16 protein-coding genes and 1 tRNA gene are annotated in these 17,501 nt (G+C 31.8%); 7 read left to right on the forward strand and 10 right to left on the reverse strand.

Features of this window, described 5'->3' with window-relative positions:
• The first annotated feature begins 1 nt into the window (after position 1).
• The 5 genes from THEYE_RS02530 to THEYE_RS02550 all read left to right on the forward strand — a co-directional run bounded on the left by THEYE_RS02530 (position 2) and on the right by THEYE_RS02550 (position 3,121).
• Complete coding sequence (locus THEYE_RS02530; RefSeq protein ID WP_012546107.1) at positions 2-613, forward strand: hypothetical protein; 612 nt, start codon at positions 2-4, stop codon at positions 611-613.
• A 46-nt stretch (positions 614-659) separates the two neighbouring features.
• Positions 660-757, forward strand: a tRNA-Sec gene (locus tag THEYE_RS02535).
• 23 nt (positions 758-780) lie between these two features.
• Entirely contained in the window at positions 781-1,125 is a 345-nt protein-coding gene (locus THEYE_RS02540; RefSeq protein ID WP_012546371.1) for an Mth938-like domain-containing protein, read from the forward strand.
• 18 nt (positions 1,126-1,143) lie between these two features.
• Positions 1,144-1,323, forward strand: coding sequence for a hypothetical protein (locus THEYE_RS02545; protein ID WP_012545090.1), 180 nt, complete (start codon positions 1,144-1,146; stop codon positions 1,321-1,323).
• 28 nt (positions 1,324-1,351) lie between these two features.
• Positions 1,352-3,121, forward strand: coding sequence for a formate--tetrahydrofolate ligase (locus THEYE_RS02550; RefSeq protein WP_012546634.1), 1,770 nt, complete (start codon positions 1,352-1,354; stop codon positions 3,119-3,121).
• 213 nt (positions 3,122-3,334) lie between these two features.
• Here THEYE_RS02550 and THEYE_RS02555 read toward each other — a convergent pair whose 3' ends face one another.
• The 10 genes from THEYE_RS02555 to THEYE_RS02600 all read right to left on the reverse strand — a co-directional run bounded on the left by THEYE_RS02555 (position 3,335) and on the right by THEYE_RS02600 (position 14,016).
• A complete protein-coding gene (locus tag THEYE_RS02555; protein WP_012545563.1) occupies positions 3,335-3,934 on the reverse strand; it encodes a hypothetical protein in 600 nt (199 codons plus the stop codon).
• Between the two features lies 1 nt (position 3,935).
• Positions 3,936-4,712, reverse strand: coding sequence for a TaqI family restriction endonuclease (locus THEYE_RS02560; protein ID WP_012544932.1), 777 nt, complete (start codon positions 4,710-4,712; stop codon positions 3,936-3,938).
• The gene (locus THEYE_RS02565; protein WP_012546320.1) at positions 4,709-6,118 is read right to left on the reverse strand and encodes a TaqI-like C-terminal specificity domain-containing protein; all 1,410 of its coding nucleotides are present in this window, start codon (positions 6,116-6,118) and stop codon (positions 4,709-4,711) included. The genes THEYE_RS02560 and THEYE_RS02565 overlap by 4 nt, the downstream gene beginning before the upstream one ends.
• Positions 6,119-6,296: 178 nt before the next feature.
• A complete protein-coding gene (locus THEYE_RS02570; RefSeq protein WP_012545491.1) occupies positions 6,297-6,881 on the reverse strand; it encodes an MjaI family restriction endonuclease in 585 nt (194 codons plus the stop codon).
• Between the two features lies 1 nt (position 6,882).
• Positions 6,883-8,223, reverse strand: coding sequence for a DNA methyltransferase (locus THEYE_RS02575; RefSeq protein ID WP_012546645.1), 1,341 nt, complete (start codon positions 8,221-8,223; stop codon positions 6,883-6,885).
• Positions 8,224-8,449: 226 nt separating this feature from the next.
• On the reverse strand, positions 8,450-10,207 hold the full coding sequence (locus THEYE_RS02580; RefSeq protein ID WP_012545693.1) for a DUF4209 domain-containing protein: 1,758 nt from the start codon (positions 10,205-10,207) through the stop codon (positions 8,450-8,452).
• A gap of 19 nt (positions 10,208-10,226) precedes the next feature.
• Positions 10,227-10,982 (reverse strand): DUF6602 domain-containing protein, encoded by a 756-nt coding sequence (locus THEYE_RS02585; protein ID WP_012546791.1) that lies wholly within the window; start codon positions 10,980-10,982, stop codon positions 10,227-10,229.
• Between the two features lie 138 nt (positions 10,983-11,120).
• On the reverse strand, positions 11,121-11,966 hold the full coding sequence (locus tag THEYE_RS02590; RefSeq protein ID WP_012546359.1) for an AbiJ-NTD4 domain-containing protein: 846 nt from the start codon (positions 11,964-11,966) through the stop codon (positions 11,121-11,123).
• Between the two features lie 39 nt (positions 11,967-12,005).
• Positions 12,006-12,479 (reverse strand): hypothetical protein, encoded by a 474-nt coding sequence (locus THEYE_RS02595; protein ID WP_206768430.1) that lies wholly within the window; start codon positions 12,477-12,479, stop codon positions 12,006-12,008.
• Between the two features lie 16 nt (positions 12,480-12,495).
• Positions 12,496-14,016: an AAA family ATPase gene (locus THEYE_RS02600; protein ID WP_012545515.1), complete on the reverse strand. Its 1,521-nt coding sequence runs from the start codon at positions 14,014-14,016 to the stop codon at positions 12,496-12,498.
• A gap of 133 nt (positions 14,017-14,149) precedes the next feature.
• Between THEYE_RS02600 and THEYE_RS02605 the strand changes: the two genes are divergently transcribed.
• Together THEYE_RS02605 and THEYE_RS02610 are read left to right on the forward strand one after the other, a co-directional pair.
• Positions 14,150-14,875, forward strand: coding sequence for a putative universal stress family protein (locus THEYE_RS02605; RefSeq protein ID WP_012545587.1), 726 nt, complete (start codon positions 14,150-14,152; stop codon positions 14,873-14,875).
• Entirely contained in the window at positions 14,872-17,475 is a 2,604-nt protein-coding gene (locus tag THEYE_RS02610; RefSeq protein ID WP_012545171.1) for a cation-translocating P-type ATPase, read from the forward strand. Before THEYE_RS02605 ends, THEYE_RS02610 begins: the two co-directional genes overlap by 4 nt.
• The last annotated feature ends 26 nt before the right edge of the window (positions 17,476-17,501 follow it).

The raw sequence follows: 17,501 nt of genomic DNA on the forward strand, positions 1-17,501 counted from the left end.
AATGGTAGAGTTAGGCAAAATACAAAGACTCAGTATAGATGAGTTCAAAGGCAAAAGAAGGCTTTTTTGTATTCCAAATCTTTTTGTTTTTGATGAAGAAGATGAAAAACTAAAAGATATAATTGAGAAATACTGGCAGGAAGCTCTTATTCATGTTGAAAAACTTGAAAAATTAGGGTTTGTTACAAAAATTTTTATTGAGACAATCTTTATTGAAGGGCAGGAAGCAATTGATGTAATAAGAGAAACCAATCCTTATTTATATCCATTTATAGAGAAAAAAGTTTCAGAAGGTGCGGTTATTATAGGGATTGAAGACCCTGAAATATTTGGAGAATTTATTGATTGGGGAAACTGTCTTAGAATTGTTAAAACCAATGCTGTAATGCAGAAAATATTTGATTATTTTAATAAAATAAGCCAAAAAAGAATTGAGGAAATAGGAAACAAAATTTCAAGCAGTCTTCAGGAAGGAGAATCAGCAATCCTTATACTAAGAGAACAGGATAGAATTAAACTTCCTTTGCCAAAAGATATAGAAATTTTTCTTGTTGTACCATCTGCGTATGATGATGTATTGCGATATCTAAGAGATAAATTCTTTCTGCAGTAATTTTTATCTTTGCAAAATTCTTCAAAATCCTGTAAAATTCTATATCGGGAGTGTATGGGGTTCTGGTGTCCCTCCTGGACTTCAAATCCAGTGTTGCCTGTGAGGAACAGGCAGGGTGGGTTCGATTCCCACACGCTCCCGCCAACTCTTTAAAGGAGGTGCTTAATATGAAAATAACTCATTATTCATTTGGAAAAATTGTAGTAGATGGTAATGAATATACACAAGACCTTATTGTTTTTCCTGATAAAATCTTTCCCTCCTGGTGGAGAAAAGAAGGACATTGTCTTTGCATAGAAGACCTTGCTGAAGTACTGAAAAATAATGTTAACATTCTTGTTGTAGGAACAGGTGCATATGAAAGAATGCGTGTTCCTGCAAGCTTAATAGAAGAACTCAAACAAAAAGGAATTGAAACTTTTGTCAGCAATACAGAAAAAGCAGTGGATTTATTTAATCAATTTATGGATGAAGGCAAAAACGTGGCAGGGGCTTTTCATTTAACCTGCTAAAAATAAAAGGAGTCAAAAATGGAACAAAAAAAACCTGATCCTATGAGAGTTGCTATAGTAAAAATGCTTCCAAGAGATATTAAGGAACAATTGACAGTAGAGGAAATGAATGCTTTACTTTACGATGAAATTTTGCCTGATTCATTACTGGAGAAACTTAAGGATTATCTTGCAGACATAGATAATCCATCAGAATAAAACAAAAAATAATAATTCAGGAGAGTTTATGCTTCCAGAACCAGTATCATGTCCTGACTGGTTAATTGCTCAAGAAGCTGAAAAACGAATGAAATCAATATTTCAGCTTGCTGAAGAGCTTGATATAAAAAAAGAAGAACTTATACCGTATGGGTCTTATATTGCTAAGATTGATTACAGAAAACTTTACAGTAGAATAAAAAACAATCCTAATGGCAAATATATTATCGTTACTGCTATTACTCCTACACCTTTTGGCGAAGGCAAATCAACAACAACAATTGGATTAACTCAGGGACTTGGGAAAAGAGGTAAAAAAGTAAGCTGTGCTATAAGGCAACCCTCAGCAGGTCCTCTTATGAATATAAAAGGCTCTGCAGCAGGGGGAGGACTTTCCCAATGCATTCCCCGAACAGAGTTTTCCTTAGGGTTTACAGGTGATATAAATGCAGTAATGAATGCCCACAATCTTGCTATGGTTGCCCTGACATCAAGAATGCTTCATGAAGCTAATTATTCAGACGAAATTCTCAAAAAACGGGGGTTAAGAAGACTTGATATTGACCCAAAAAGAGTTCAGATGGGATGGGTTATTGATTTTTGTGTTCAGGCATTAAGAAAAATAGTAATTGGTCTTGGTGGGAAAAAAGATGGCATTACTATGGAATCAAGATTTGACATAGCTACATCGTCTGAATTAATGGCAATTCTAAGCCTTGTAAAAGATTTGAAGGAATTAAAAAAAAGAATTAGCAGCATTGTTGTTGCGTATTCAAAAACTGGTAATCCCATAACTACTGAAGACCTTGAAGTAAGTGGAGCTATGTCTGCTCTTATGCTTCCAGCTTTCAATCCGAATTTGATTCAAACCATTGAAGGACAACCTGTATTTGTTCATGCCGCACCGTTTGCCAATATTGCCATAGGACAATCATCAATCATTGCAGATATGGTAGGGCTCAAGTTGAATGAGTATCACGTAACAGAGTGTGGATTTGGAGCTGATATCGGCTTTGAAAAATTTTGGAATATAAAATGCAGGACATCAGGTTTGAAACCAGATGTGGCAGTTTTGGTGGCTACATTAAGGGCATTAAAATATCATGGTGCAGATAAAGATTCACCCAAAATTATACCTGGTAATCCATTACCGAAGGAATATATTGAAAAAAATATGCAGTGGCTTGAAAGAGGAATGAAAAATCTCTTTCATCATATAAAAATAATTAAAAAATCTGGATTAAGCATTGTTGTGTGTATAAATAAATTTCAGTCTGACACCCATGAAGAGCTTGATTTTGTTAGAAAATTCTGTGAAGAAATGGGCATTCCAGTTGCAATTTCAGAACATTGGCAAAAGGGAGGGCAGGGTGCTTTAGAACTTGCAGACTTTGTAATTGATGCTTGCAAAAACAATTCAAACTTTAACTTTCTTTATGAAAATAGTTTGCCACATATTTCACGAATAGAGTTGATTGCGAGAGAAATATACGGAGCAGACTCAGTAGAGTTCTCTCCTCTTGCTTTAGAGAAACTTCAATCAATTAATTCAAAGAAAGAATTTTCAGATTTTGCTATATGCATAGCAAAAACTCATCTAAGTCTTTCTGATAATCCGCTTTTAAGAGGAGTTCCTGAGGGCTGGCAATTATTTATCAGAGATATATTAGTTTTTTACGGAGCAAAACTAATTGTTCCTGTTGCAGGAGAAATAAGCTTAATGCCGGGAACAGCTTCTACTCCAAACTTCAGAACAATAGATGTTGATTTACAAACAGGAAAGGTAACAGGAATATAGCTGATAAGAAAATCCTTTTTTATCTGACCTTATCAATTTTCTGAGATATTTCCTAAATTCCTAAATTTTTCAAGACAATGGTCTCAATTTAAAAAAATTTAATGGGGAATTAGGTAGTTTAAAAGGTAAAATTAATGTTTTCAGTAGTTGGCAATGAAGTTGTGTTAATTGACATCGGAAAAAAGAAGGAATGGATTGAAAAGGTGTGGTCATCTACTCATAGTTTTTGATAGCTTTTTCCCACCAATCAAATTCATCTGGAAACTTTTTATAATTTCTTTCAAACCATTGCGGTAATTCATTATCATGATAACCACCTCTATCAAATCTTTTTTCGAATTTTTCCAGACTCATATTCATTCTGATAGCCAATATATAATATCTTGCACCCACATTATCATTGGGATTCGTTTTTAAAAGATTTCTGAATAAATTTAAAGCTTCATCCATATGATTATTTTCCCATAATGAGATAGCTTTATTTAAAATAGTTCTTATAATGTGTCTATTTTCTAACCATCCCCATTCAAGGATATCAGGCCATTTGTCATTTTTATCTGTTATTAATTCCATTGCTTTTTTATAAGCTTCGTCAAGAACCCTCTCAGCCTCTTCAAAGTCTTTTTCATCACGTAATACTTCATAAAGTAACAAATAGGAATCTAAAAAATAAGGGTCTTTCTGAATCAAGCGAATTAATTGATTTTTTATTGATTTTGCATTTGTGCCATCATATCTATCAAATAATTTATAATATTCTCCAATTACTTTGCTATGGTCTTTTTTGTCATAAAATGCTCTCTTTTTGCCCATATTATCCCCCTGCTAACTCCCTTGAAATTTCTTCAACTACTTTTTTCAACTTCTCAATATCACTTATATTTTCTATTATGGTTCTAAGATAATTTTCATGAAAGACAACAAAGCCGTTATTAAGCCTGATAAAATATTTTTTAAATGCTTCCAAAGAATTTTGATAACCTGTTTTATCCTTGACTCTTTTACTTCCAATTTTTCTTTCAAAATCCTCTAAATTAAAAACCGCATAAGGAATTGTGATTAAACTTTTTTTTTTACTTGCACTACGGGCTTCTTTTCTTTGAGTGATTTTAGCTATCTGAAAATTTATTTCATTTACTCTCGCATCAATTCCTTTTCTATCTAATTCAGAGTTGCATTCAAGTTTTAAATTTTTACTCTCTTTGTCACAGATATATTCAAATAAATAGCAAAAATCCAACTGAGTAAGCACTGAAACCCAAGTTCTGTACATTCTTGCCTTAAATCCTTTTTTAAACCAGTCATTTTCTCCTAAATCGCGGTTAAAATAATATTTCTTGAAATCTTCAAGTGCTCTTTTGCTTTCTTGATTATTATTAATATGTTGCCAAAAATTCTCAAACCATTCTTCAAAATTTAAAAAATTTCTTTCCTCCCAGTAATATCTGAATATTGAACTCAGTGGGAGTATTTCTTTTGGTAGATCTTGCTCCACCCATTTAATATTTTTTAATTCTTCGCGGTATTTGTCTAAGGGTATAGAACTTAAAAAATCCCTGAATCTTTGTAAATCTTTAAGAGGCTCTTTCATAATGATATCTCCTTTTTTATCCTTTTCCATTCTTTTTTATTAGGTAAAGGCAGGTTTTTTAATTGGGTGATACTCAAATGGTATGTAATTTCTCTATATATATCTTTTACATAACGCTTCACATAATCTGAATTTAAATATTCCACGACTTCTTGCTCAGACATGTCAAAATTTAGGTTGAATAGATTGGTTTTTCTTATAAGGTGATAAACATCTCCCATCCAAGGGTAGCATTTTTCATCATATGCTGCCGCTACTCTTCCATTTTCTCTAAAACCAAGCCCTACTACTATGTGGGGTATATTAAAGTATCCTCTAAGCTTATTTATATCAGCTTTTTTAATCCAGTAGCCAGTAAGATTCTCATAAATAATTTCATTGCATTTTAAATTTCTACCATTTAGGAGAGGTAAATAGTTCTGTTTATTCAAAAATTCTGCTTTCACAATATAAGGATTGTTTTTAATTTCTGGAGTTCTTGGAGAGATTCTTATTTCATAAATGTCTCCTAATTTATGGGAACAGCTGTGATCTAACTTTTTTGAATAATCTGTTTCAAAAGTAATCACTTCTCCCTGCCAGTTAGAGTTTATTTTTACTGCTTTTATCTTGTTTCTGTGATATTCTAAAATCTCAACTCTGTTAACAAACTCCTTAGATTTAACAAAATCAAGTATCACACATGAGACATCTGCTTCAGGCTTAAAAACATCTGAGCCAAGATAAATTATTGCTGTGCCGCCATTCTGAGATAAAAATTTTCTTAGCTTTTTAAATTCATCAAGAATCATAAAGGTAGCTGGAACAATAAAAATTAACTGTCCTTCTGCCTTAAGCAGCTTGATCGATTTCTCAATGAATGCTCCATAGACATTGTATTTTCCATACCATGTTTCATATAAGGTTTTATACTTTTTCTTTATTTCAGGCTCTACTTTTATTGTATAGTGTTCAGACAGACTGGGTATTCCATAAGGTGGATTACCAATAATTAAATCAAAAGATGTATTAGCTTCCCATAAAAGGTAATCTTCTTTAATAAGTTCAATCTTACTACTAATATCAAAACTCACTAAATAATTTATAACTTCTTGATTTATCTCTATTCCGATAAGCTTTGCCCTTTCAAACAATGAAGAATGATTTCTTTTTATTCCAAACAAAAACTGTGCAAGTCCACATGCTGGCTCTAATATGGAGATGTCTTCTTTGCTGGACAATTTATCAATATCAATAAGGTTAACCATAAAATCAACGAGCCATTCAGGGGTGAAAAATATACCATAATCTTTCTTTATATTCTTTAGATTGCTATTTAATATGAACTGCTGAGTTTTATAGTCTAATGCTTGCTCTTTTATTAGGAGAGATTTTTCTTTTATTTCTGCGTATTTTAATTTTTGCATATTTTAACACTCCACAATTTTTATTATCATAACAAAAATTAAGATAATTAAAGATGTTTTTTAATATCAATATTTTACGAAATAAATAACATTGAAAAATAGAGCGGGCATGTATAGAAAAATTATGTTCACAGGACTTTTCAATGAAAAAGGTGGAGGTAATTGAAAATATTATAGATTACAATATCTCTCCGTAATCTACTTCAATTCCATCATCAATCTTTCTATAGTAAATTATTTTTATACCTATATGTTCTGGTAATTCAGGCTTTGATTTGTAGGTGTCTGGCTTTATTGATATCGGAATTTCTCCTATATAACCATCTATACCTTTTGACTCTTCCTCAGGTTCTGATATCCTGTAATTTGTCTGCTTAATTTCTGCTCCTTTTTTTAGTATTGCTTCTTGAAATCTTAAACCAATGAATGTTTTCACAATTACTAAATCTCTCACCCATTTTTCAACTGTTTCCCTGTCTATATTATCTATAGCGTTCTTAAGTTCTTTTAATTTATGAAGTATCTTTTCAGTAGCATCACTTATTGCATCAGGTTTTTTCTTTAAATACCATTCTTCCCATTCCTTCAAAGTTTTTCCTTCAAACTCTTGGATGAGTTCACTCAACTGACCAACAACTTTTGGCACAGTTCCTTTTGCAAACCTATTTGCCAGATTAATGAGAGGTGCTACATATTTTGGGAATTCAGGATTTTCTATATCCAGATAATTCCTGATTTCTTCTATAGTAATTTTTACTTTCATTTCAAACCACTCTAATTATTTCTCTTTGTAAATTTAAAAATTTAGTTTTATATTTATAATGTAAATTCGTATCCACATCAACTAAGCCATTCTTGATTAAATGAGCATTTAAAAAAGTCTTATTCCACAAATATAGATAGCAAAGCAAAGTATTTTCCTCATCATACTTAATATTGTCAAATTTAATAAATACCTTTTGACCTTTTGTTTTCTCTCTTAAAAACTGAATCGCTTCTTCCTTTTTTTGTAGGTTCTCTCTCACTCCTAAAAGTTTGATTTTAAGCCCATTATTTAAAATCAGCATCTCAGGGGAGATTATTTCTTTTATCGTAAAATATGTTTCCCTATCATAACTTGAATTATCTATTTTTGACCCAAATCTTAATTTCTTAGGGTCAACTTTTCTCTCAAATTTAACAGGGTCTTTAAATATATATGGCAATTTTTTTATTTCTTCTTTAAAGTCCACTGTAGGCTTTTCTTGTCTCATTATTTCAAAATGAGCATCATTTCTTTTAAACAAATTAAAAACCGCAAAATTTGCATCATGAAAAACTGAATTCTGCGTTATACCAAGTTTTTCTTTTATAATTGATAGGAAATTTTCATTTATTTCATATCCAATGGAATTTCTATTTAATTTTCTTGCTACCAGTGATGTTGTGCCGCTGCCAAGAAATGGATCAAGAACAGTTTCGCCTACAAAACTGAACATTTTTATAAGTCTCTTCGGAAGTTCTTCGGGAAACATTGCAAGATGCTTATCCTGTTTCTCACCAGAGAAATTCCAGTGTCCTGTAAAATACTGTTTCCATTCTTCATCTGTTAATTTTGATTTCTCTTTTATCTCTTTACTTACTTTCGGAGGATTGCCATATTTTTTAAAAATCAAGATGAATTCATAATCAAGTTTGAGAATTCCATTTCTGGGGTAAGGATAAGAGCCCATAACTGTTGCGCCACCTGTTGTATTACAGGTAGTAACCTTTTGCCAGATTATAGCACCCATATAATCAAATCCTATAGTTTCACAAAACTTTATAATCTCGGTTCTTATTGGAATAACCTTATATCTTCCATAGTAAACAGACCGTGCAAACTGGTCTCCGATATTAATGCATAATCTACAACCTTTATGTAAAACTCTATGGCATTCCTTCCAGACTAAATTAAGATTGTTTATGTATTCTTCGTAAGTATCATTAAAACCAATTTGACTTCCATTACCATAATCTTTCAATTGCCAATATGGTGGAGAAGTTACAATAAGATGAACTGACTCATCAGCCACTTCTTTCATCCACCTTGAATCACCTATGATTATTTTATGATAGGTTTTCATAAATTGCCTCTATTTCTGTAAAATAATAAATTTTGTCAAAACCTGATTTGTATAAAAAAGAAAATAATTATTCGACTCCCTGAATATCACTTTATCTATTATACAAATATGTAAAAAGTTATGCTAACATGGTTTTCAATGAAAAGGGAGAAGTTGATTGAAAAGGTGTGCTCATCTACTCATAGTTTTTAATGGCTTTTCCCCAGCCATCAAATCATACAGAAACTCATTTTACATCTCTCTTTTCCTTAACTAAAGCCAAGCACAACAAAGCATGAAGCACTCTATCAGCAATATGTTCATTGAAAATTCCTGCATGACTTATCCCATGACAAACATTATTGCGAAGATTCCATCCTCTTGGATCAGTAAATAAAACTCTTAAGTAGAGACTCATGTCTTCTCCGAAGACCTGCTTTATATTGTCTTCTCTTAATAATTCATCCAATGTTCTATAATTAAATCCTCCTGAACGAGATTGTTTTAGAACAGGTAATCCAATCATTTCTGCCAAATTTCTAATTAAAGCTTCAATCTGTGGAATCAAAACATGTAAAGCAATTAAAAATTGACCGTTCAAATAAGCATCAATCCCTGTTTGAAAGAATTCTTTTCTTCTTTCATCAAAAAGAGGGGAATTATAAAGATAATCAATTATACTTGCAGAACTTATATTATACTTGCTAATAAATCTACTTATTGCTTCTCTAAGAATAAATGATGTAAGTTGCATGTTTTGTGAGATTTGAAAAACTATATGTCCATCAATATCTTCTTCTAATGATCCGATAGCAGCAATTTCGCGCCCTGATTCATCAATTATTTTACGAGTAAAAAGAAAAGAAATTGGAGCTATTTGAGATAGATTTTTTAATTGGTTTATAATTTTATCTTTCTTAGGTAAGTAATAGATAGCAACCTTTTGAAGAACTGTTTTAATATCTCCATCAATTACATCATTAATAAACTTTTCAAGTTCATCCTTTGGAATTTCTATTGGCACTTCAATTTGTTTCATTTCCGATGGAATATTTTTAGAAATCTCTTTTATTTTAATTAGAAGTTTATTTGCTTCATTTTTTAATCCATATTGTGAATAAATATGAAATACTCCCTCTAACCATGAAACACCTACTAAAGAAGAGGCTTGCTTTGCCACTCTTTGAACCATGTCACCATATGCAATTAATATATCTTTTGTTCGGAAAGGGTTTTCCCCTTTGTAATAATCTGCTAATAATAGTGCTGCTCTTTGAGCAGCCCAATGATTATTTCCCTTTAATATTCTTTCAAGCCTTTCTTCTAAATTTTTGATAATCCTTTGTTCTTCTTGATTTAATTGAATTTTTTTATTTTTTATAAGTAATTCATAAGAAAAACCCCACAGTCCTGGTTTATCATCTTCTGCTATTTTTTCTTCATAATTGATAATTGTATTTTTAAGTTTTTCTATACGTTCTTTGTCATTAATGGTTAAAGCAAGAGATAAGGCACGTTTCAACTTTTCTATTACCTTTACTTCATATTTATACAAATCTTTTTCGGCAATTTCTATAATGCTATCTATAAAAATCTGAGCAATTGAATAATGTGGCTTTTGTTGAATAATTTTTTCTGAAAAATCCCAGACCAAATTGGAATATCTCTGTCTAAGAATTGGATGCTTAGATTCTTTAGCTCTTTTTTCCCAGTAAAAAAGAATTTCTGAAGTTACTCTTCGGAGACTTGGATATTCTATCACTTTCCCTTCTTTATTTGTTCCAACAAATATAGGTCCAAAATATGTTCCCCAACCTGACTCATCATTTTGGTAATTTTCTATAAAAGCAAAAGCCATCAATTCCCAAATTAAAGCATCTGGTGGTTTTTGTTTAAATTTTTCTTCTATAAAGGTTTTTATTTTTTCAGAAATTTCATATTCTTCTATTGTTCCTGATATTGATGATTCCAGAGTATGTAAGAACTCTCTTATTTCTTCATTCATGCTCAACTCCAACTAATTCTTAAAGACATATTATCCTTTTCCTGTAATTTTCCTTTGTTCCTTCAATGGGGAATAAAAACCACCATCTATCATCAATCTTTTTGTCACATGTCATATTTATCAAATTTGATATGAAATAGGAAAATGATAAACCTTCAAGTTTATAAATGTTGTAAAAGTCAGCTTCACAATCATTAATAGGCGGACTCAAACGGTTTCTATCCACATTTCTCCAAAATTTGATAAAGATATCCTTTCCAAGTGAGAGATGATTAACATAACCCTCTGTATTTTTTAAGGCGTTATCTATGCTATCTGATTCTATGCCATCATTATACTCATAGCTAAAAATTCCATTGAATATCTCTTTCTTAATAAGCTTTCCATTTTCTTTTGATTTATTAATACTCTCATGTAAATCGTGATTACTTATTTTGGTCTTAACCTCAATTATTGCCTTTACATTTTTATATGTTGTGATGACAAAGTTTCCTTCTGAAAATAAAACAGGAATGGTATTATCATATACGATGATATCTATCTGACGGGAAATTTTCGTATCCTGATTATTTTTTCTGATTATGAAGCCAGTTCCAAGCGATAGATAGGATGGTAAAAATCTCCTTATTACATTCCTTAAAATAGCTTCTTTATATCTACCTTCTTCTGCCCAATTAGAACTTCCTATCAAGTTTCTTACTCTATTTTTAACTATATCAAGCTCATTTGTAATTGATTTTTGAAATTCTTCAGGTTCTATCTCATTTCTGTTCATTTTGTATCTCTCCTTTTTAATTATAGTTTTTTTGATGTCCTTTAAATTCTATCCCAAATTATATTACATCTCATCTGATATACCCCTCCTAACTATCTTGAATTTACCTCAACCACCTTTTTCAACTTTTTTTCTAACTCAAATTTTTATCCCTGCTTTTTGTGCTTTATTTATAAGGTAATTAATAAATGCTGAACATGAAACTAACATAAATTTTGCATCTTCAAAACTTAAATTAGGTTCGTTAAGTAAAGCATGGCGAATGCCTTCAGCATTACTTGTATATCCATATAAATTGTCAAATGCTTTTTTTAAAGCAGAATGTAAAGGCAACTTGTCATCTATTTTCTTCAATGCTTCTGATAAAGTCGCCTTTTCATCTTTTACAATTAATTTACAAATAGCTTCTACAGCACTTATAGATTCCTTTATTGAATTTCTGTAATCAGGAGATTTTCTGTCAGATAGTAAATCTAGTGCACTTTTTAAATGAATATTAACAGCTTTAAAGGGTGATGTAACTTCTAATGCCTCTTCTATTTGTGAGATCTCTACTTCTGAGGTTATCTGTGTAATCTTACCTCCTACAAACCTATATGCAGATAATTCTTTTTCCAAAATTGAATTGCAAAAATCCATAAATTTTTGATTAGTACGTTCTTCAGGATAATTATTAGCTATAAATTCTATAAAATCATAAACTTCATACCATGGACAGTTAAAGAAATATTTTCTTATTTCTTCATAAGTATATTCCCAATAATTTTTTATAGTGTCAATGGGTTTTTTAAAATAATCAAGCCATAAGATTTTCAATAATAAATTAACATTTGTATAGTTAGGAAGCCAGTCTCCTTTTACTTGATCCCAATAAAAAATAACCAAGGAGTTCCATAAACCATTTCTTAAATCACTATCCATAGAGTCAATCTGCATCACACTCTTAACTGGCTTAAGCCCTTTTCTTTGAGAAAATAATTTCATAGATTTATTATTCTATCCCAGTTAAACATTTGTCTCATCTCATATTACCATTGATATTGCCTTAGAAATAGAGACGCCACATTTCATAGTTAAGATATTGTATTTTTTCCCTCTAATTATAATTTTTTTATTAGTTATTACTTTGTGCTCAGAAGAATCCCATCTTTTCCCCAACACAATGTGACAAAAATAAAATTTCATGTGATTATTGCTACATTTTTTTAAAATATCTAACGCAATTTCTGAGCCATGAGTAAGTTTTTTTATAATGTCATTCGCATGGATAGTTTTGTTTTTTAATTCTACAATTCCAATAATGATAGTGTTATTTTCTCCTATAAAAATAATACAATCACACATTTTGCGATCTTTACAAATCTTTTCACCTTTTAATATAACGTAGTTACTCAAATTATTAATTCTCAACTCACAACCCATGTCCTCACAACATTTTACTAAGGGATTATTAAATTTATTTTCCATGATGCTCTTTATGCACTTGACAACAGACATAATGAATCCTTAAAACTTAGTCTTTATTGTTTAGACTTTTTCGAATCCTAAATGCCTCTTCATAAAGAGCCTCATGGATTTTAAGGAATTCTTCTTGTGAAATACCGTCTTCCTCCGTTATGTCAATTTCTGCTATGTTATTCCCTGCACCACTTTGATCATATTCAAATACATAGGCAGCAACCTCCTCGGGTTTTAAGAAATCTTCTTCAGTATATTCATATAACTCTTTACGATCTTTAGGCTTAATTTTACTGAGCAAGATGAAAGTATTTAGCTGTTCTAATAAATATTCACTATGTGTAGTAATAATTATATTAAGACCATTTCGTATCATCTTAACTAAAAATTTTGCTAAAATTCTCTGATTTTGTGGGTGTAAGTGAGCTTCGGGCTCTTCAATAATTAAAATACTATCTTTATCAATGGTATATTTTAAATAGAGAAATAGTGGTGCTAATTCAGAAACTGTTGAAGAAGCCCTGTGTAATGGAATCTCTGTATCCATAAATCTATATTTAATCTCCGGACCAAGATATTCATCCAAAGGTCGAACTAAAATTTCCCCTTTAATCAATTCTTTTTCAAAATCTTTAGCAAGCTCATAAAACGGACTTTTCTCTTCAGGTAAAGTGAGAATAGAAGATATGAAATCAGATACAACTCCTGAGAACTTAGGAATTTCAGGAAGTCTTTCTATACCTACATATGGGGCTTTCCTCACAATACTTGCAGCAAGCGCCCTATGCCCTTGAAGTATTCCAGACCTTGCAGCAGGTAAATAATAACATGGCTTTGCTATGTCTTTGAATATATGAGAAACACACACTTCCGAAATTATATCCATTATTTGCAAATGATGGAATTTCGAACTTTCTCTTTCTCTCCATAACCTGCTTAATTCAATTAAAATTTCATTTTTACTCTCTTGCACATTAATTATAGGACGGTACGATTCAACTATTTTGAATTTTATCTTGATATCTACCCTGGGATATTTTTTAATCTTTACTCCATTTTTCTGATATACTAAAAGAGTATGGTAAGAATTAAAGTTAATACCTAATTCGAAGGTTTTTTTACCAACTCTGACTAATTCATTTAAAGGACAAGCATAAGAACGAATAATTTCTTCACTTAATCTTTTTTCATATATTTCCTCAAAAATCTTTTTGATTATTTTTTTTATGAAATTTTTTGGAATATCTATCTCTTTATTTTCTTTTATATTACCGATTATCCCTTTCAGTTCAGATAATTGCTGAAGAGAGAAATCTCTATCAAGATATCCAGCAAAAAAATGTCTTCTCATAAATCTGGGTAAATCCGTAGGGAATGTTGGCACATAAGACTCAAGTATAGAATGAATCAACATTGATGCATAGGATTTCCCAGAGTTATTAGGTCCTATAAATAATGTAAGAGGTTTAAGTTTTATTTTACCACTACTTATCGGTCCGAAGTCTTTTACATCAATTTTCAAATCAAAAATTTTTTCTTTCTTTTTTCTTTTAAATTTTTCTTTTATAATGGACATGTTTTCTTGCTCCTTTATTTTTTATATTTATTATACAAAATTATCCAAAATATCTATCAAAACAAAAAGAAGCATTAAAAATGATGAAAAAAAGATAAAAAATTATTTTCGACATTTTCATGTAAAATAAATCATGTATAAAAAAATTCTGGCAGAGGTGGATGAGAGGCTCACATCGGAGAGTGTTGCAAGGTATGCTTTGAAGTTTGCAAAAATAGGCAATGCTTCACTTTATCTTTGTTTCATTCATAAAAAGGAAGCAAAGTTTGAAAAGGCTGAAGCTACATTAAAAAGAGTTTTTCTTGAGGCAGAAAAAAGCAATCTTAAAGTTGAATGCATCATAAAAGAAGGTGAGAGGCTTGAAGAACTAAGAGAGATTATAAAAAAAGAAAAAATAGACATCGCCTTTGTGCCCTCGGATGATTTTAAACAAATTTCAAAGCTTCCTTGTTCAATTGCTATGGTAAAGATAATTAATATGGGGAAACTGTCTCCTAAGAGGATTCTTTTTATTCTGAAAGGCAAGGTAAACTATCTTAAAGAAAAGGCTATTTTTATAGAAAATCTTTCAAAAATTTTCCATGCAAGAGTGTATATCAACTATTTTGGAAAGGATGAAAACATTGAGAAGCTCTTTTCAATTTTAAAAAAGCATGAGATAAAGATAGAAAGCAAGGTTTTTCATAAATTCTCTCTAAAAACAGTAATGTTTCAGGCTCTTTCCAAAAAAATTGAACTTCTTGTAATGGAACAGGAAAAAAGCGGATTTTTAGGGATTATAAAGCCTGACTCTATGAGTAAACTGATTGAAAATCCACCATGCAATTTAATTATTTTTAAGCCCTATCATAAAGAATGAAAATAACAGAGGCTACTAAAGAAGAACTCTTTAAACTTCTTGATACATCTGAGGCAGGACTTGCAGAAGAGGAGTCAAAAAGAAGGCTTTCTCATTTTGGTTTCAATGAAATTAAAGAGGCGCGCAGGTCTCCCTTAATTTTAAAATTTTTAAATCAATTCACCCACTTTCTTGCAATAATTCTTTGGCTTGCAGCAGCCCTTGCTTTTATTTCTGATTGGATTCATCCAGGTGAAGGAATGCGTCATCTTGGTTTTGCAATTATAGGAGTTATTTTTATAAATGCAATCTTTGCCTTTGTGCAGGAATACAGAGCAGAAAAGGCAATTGAAAAACTTAAACTCATGCTACCTTTTTATGTAAAAGTTATAAGAGATGGAGCTGAAAAACAAATTCTTGCAAGAGAACTCGTTCCCGGAGACCTAATCATTCTTTCAGAAGGAGATAAAGTTCCTGCTGATGCAAGGGTGATTGAGTCAAACTCCCTTACAGTTAATAATGCTCCACTTACAGGAGAGTCTGTCCCTGTTGTTTTAACTCATGAATCTGAATCAGGAGATTTAATTCCAAGCAAAAACATTGCCTTTGCAGGTTCAACAGTTGTCTCAGGCAATGGAAAGGCAGTTGTTTTTGCAACAGGAATGAGCACAGAGTTTGGAAGAATTGCCCATCTTACACAAACTGTTCATATTCAGCCAACTCCACTTCAAAGAGAAATTGCAAGGACTTCAAGATTTATTGCCCTTGTTGCAACTTTGATTGGATTAACATTTTTCATAATAGGACACACAATTGGAAGAAGTTTCTGGGAAAACTTTATCTTTGCCATTGGTGTTATTGTTGCCCTTGTTCCTGAAGGGATGCTTCCAACTGTCACACTTTCCCTTGCTCTTGGAAGCCAGAGAATGCTTAAAAGAAATGCACTTGTCAAAAAACTCACATCTGTTGAAGCTCTTGGCTCAATTACAGTTATATGCACTGATAAAACAGGAACAATCACCCACAACAAAATGGAAGTTAAAAGGTTATGGATGTTAAATCAAAATCCAGAAACATTAAAGATGCTTTTAAAAATTGCCTATCTCTGCAATAATGCGAAGTTTGTTGAAGGACAATACAGAGGAGACCCAACAGAGGTTGCACTTTTAAGGTATGCAAGGGAAAACATCGGAGATTTAGTATCAGAGAGAGTCTCTGAAATCCCCTTTGATTTTGAAAGAAAACGAATGACAACAGTGAATGTTATTGATGGAGTTAAGCTTTCACTTACAAAAGGAGCTACAGAAACAGTTTTACCCCTTTGTAAATTTGCTTTGATAAATGGAGAAAAAGTTGAAATAAACGAAGAGATAAAAGAGAAAATAAATAATGCCTACTATTCATTGATGGATGAGGGATTAAGAGTTCTCTGCTTTGCCTATTCAGAGGACGAGCCAGAGAAAGATATGCTCTTTGTTGGACTCATTGGACTTGAAGACCCACCAAGACCTGAAGTAAAAGAAGCAATTAATAAATGCCATGAGGCAGGAGTAAGAATAATTCTTATAACAGGAGATGCGAGCAGGACAGCCCTTGCAATTGCAAAAGAAACAGGGCTTGTAAAGGATGCTCCGGTTATCATTGAGGCAGAAGAGTTTCATAGAATGACTGACTCTGAACTTAGGGAAAAACTTAAAGAAAAGGAAATTCTTTTTACAAGAATGACACCAAAGGATAAATTAAGAATTGTTACACTTCTTCAGGAATCTGGTCAGATAGTTGCAGTGACAGGAGATGGAGTAAATGATGCACCTGCTCTTAAGAAAGCAGACATAGGAGTTGCCATGGGAAGCGGAACAGATGTGGCAAAGGAGTCTGCGGAGTTAATTCTGCTTGATGATAACTTTACAACAATAGTTAATGCCATTGAAGAAGGAAGAGCAATCTATGAAAATATACGAAAATTCATATCATACTTTCTCACCTCCAATGTAGCTGAGCTTGTTCCATATATTGCTTATGCTATTTTCAGAATTCCTCTACCTCTTACAATTATGCAGATTCTTGCAATTGACCTTGGAACAGACATCCTTCCAGGACTTGCTCTTGGAGCAGAAAAACCAACAAAAGAGGTAATGAAACAACCTCCAAGAAGCCATAAAGAAAGGCTTTTAAACCTAAAGCTTCTTTTAAGGGTATTTTTAATTTTAGGACCTATTGAAGCTGCGGCAGGGCTTTTTGGATATTTTTATGTTTTAAAAACAGGAGAATGGCAATGGGGACAAGCCTTAGCTTCAAACAACATTCTTTATATGCAGGCAACAACAGCATGCCTTACAGGAATAGTTCTCACACAGATTGCAAATGGCTTTGTATCCCGCTCCTTCAGAGAATCAGTTTTCAGCCTTGGTTTGTTCTCAAATAAGCTTCTTTTAGCGGGGATACTTGTTGAAATCATCCTGCAGATTTTCATTGTATATCATCCAGTGGGAAATAACATATTTTCAACCTATCCCATTCCTTTAAATGTCTGGCTTGTTTTAATTCCTTTTGCTTTGCTTTTGTTTGCTATAGAAGAGGTAAGAAAAAAATTCTTTAATTTTAGATTAAAATTTCTGTAATAAAGAAACTGGATTGAGCGAGTTTA

The organism is Thermodesulfovibrio yellowstonii DSM 11347 (assembly GCF_000020985.1).
Lineage (GTDB): Bacteria > Nitrospirota > Thermodesulfovibrionia > Thermodesulfovibrionales > Thermodesulfovibrionaceae > Thermodesulfovibrio > Thermodesulfovibrio yellowstonii.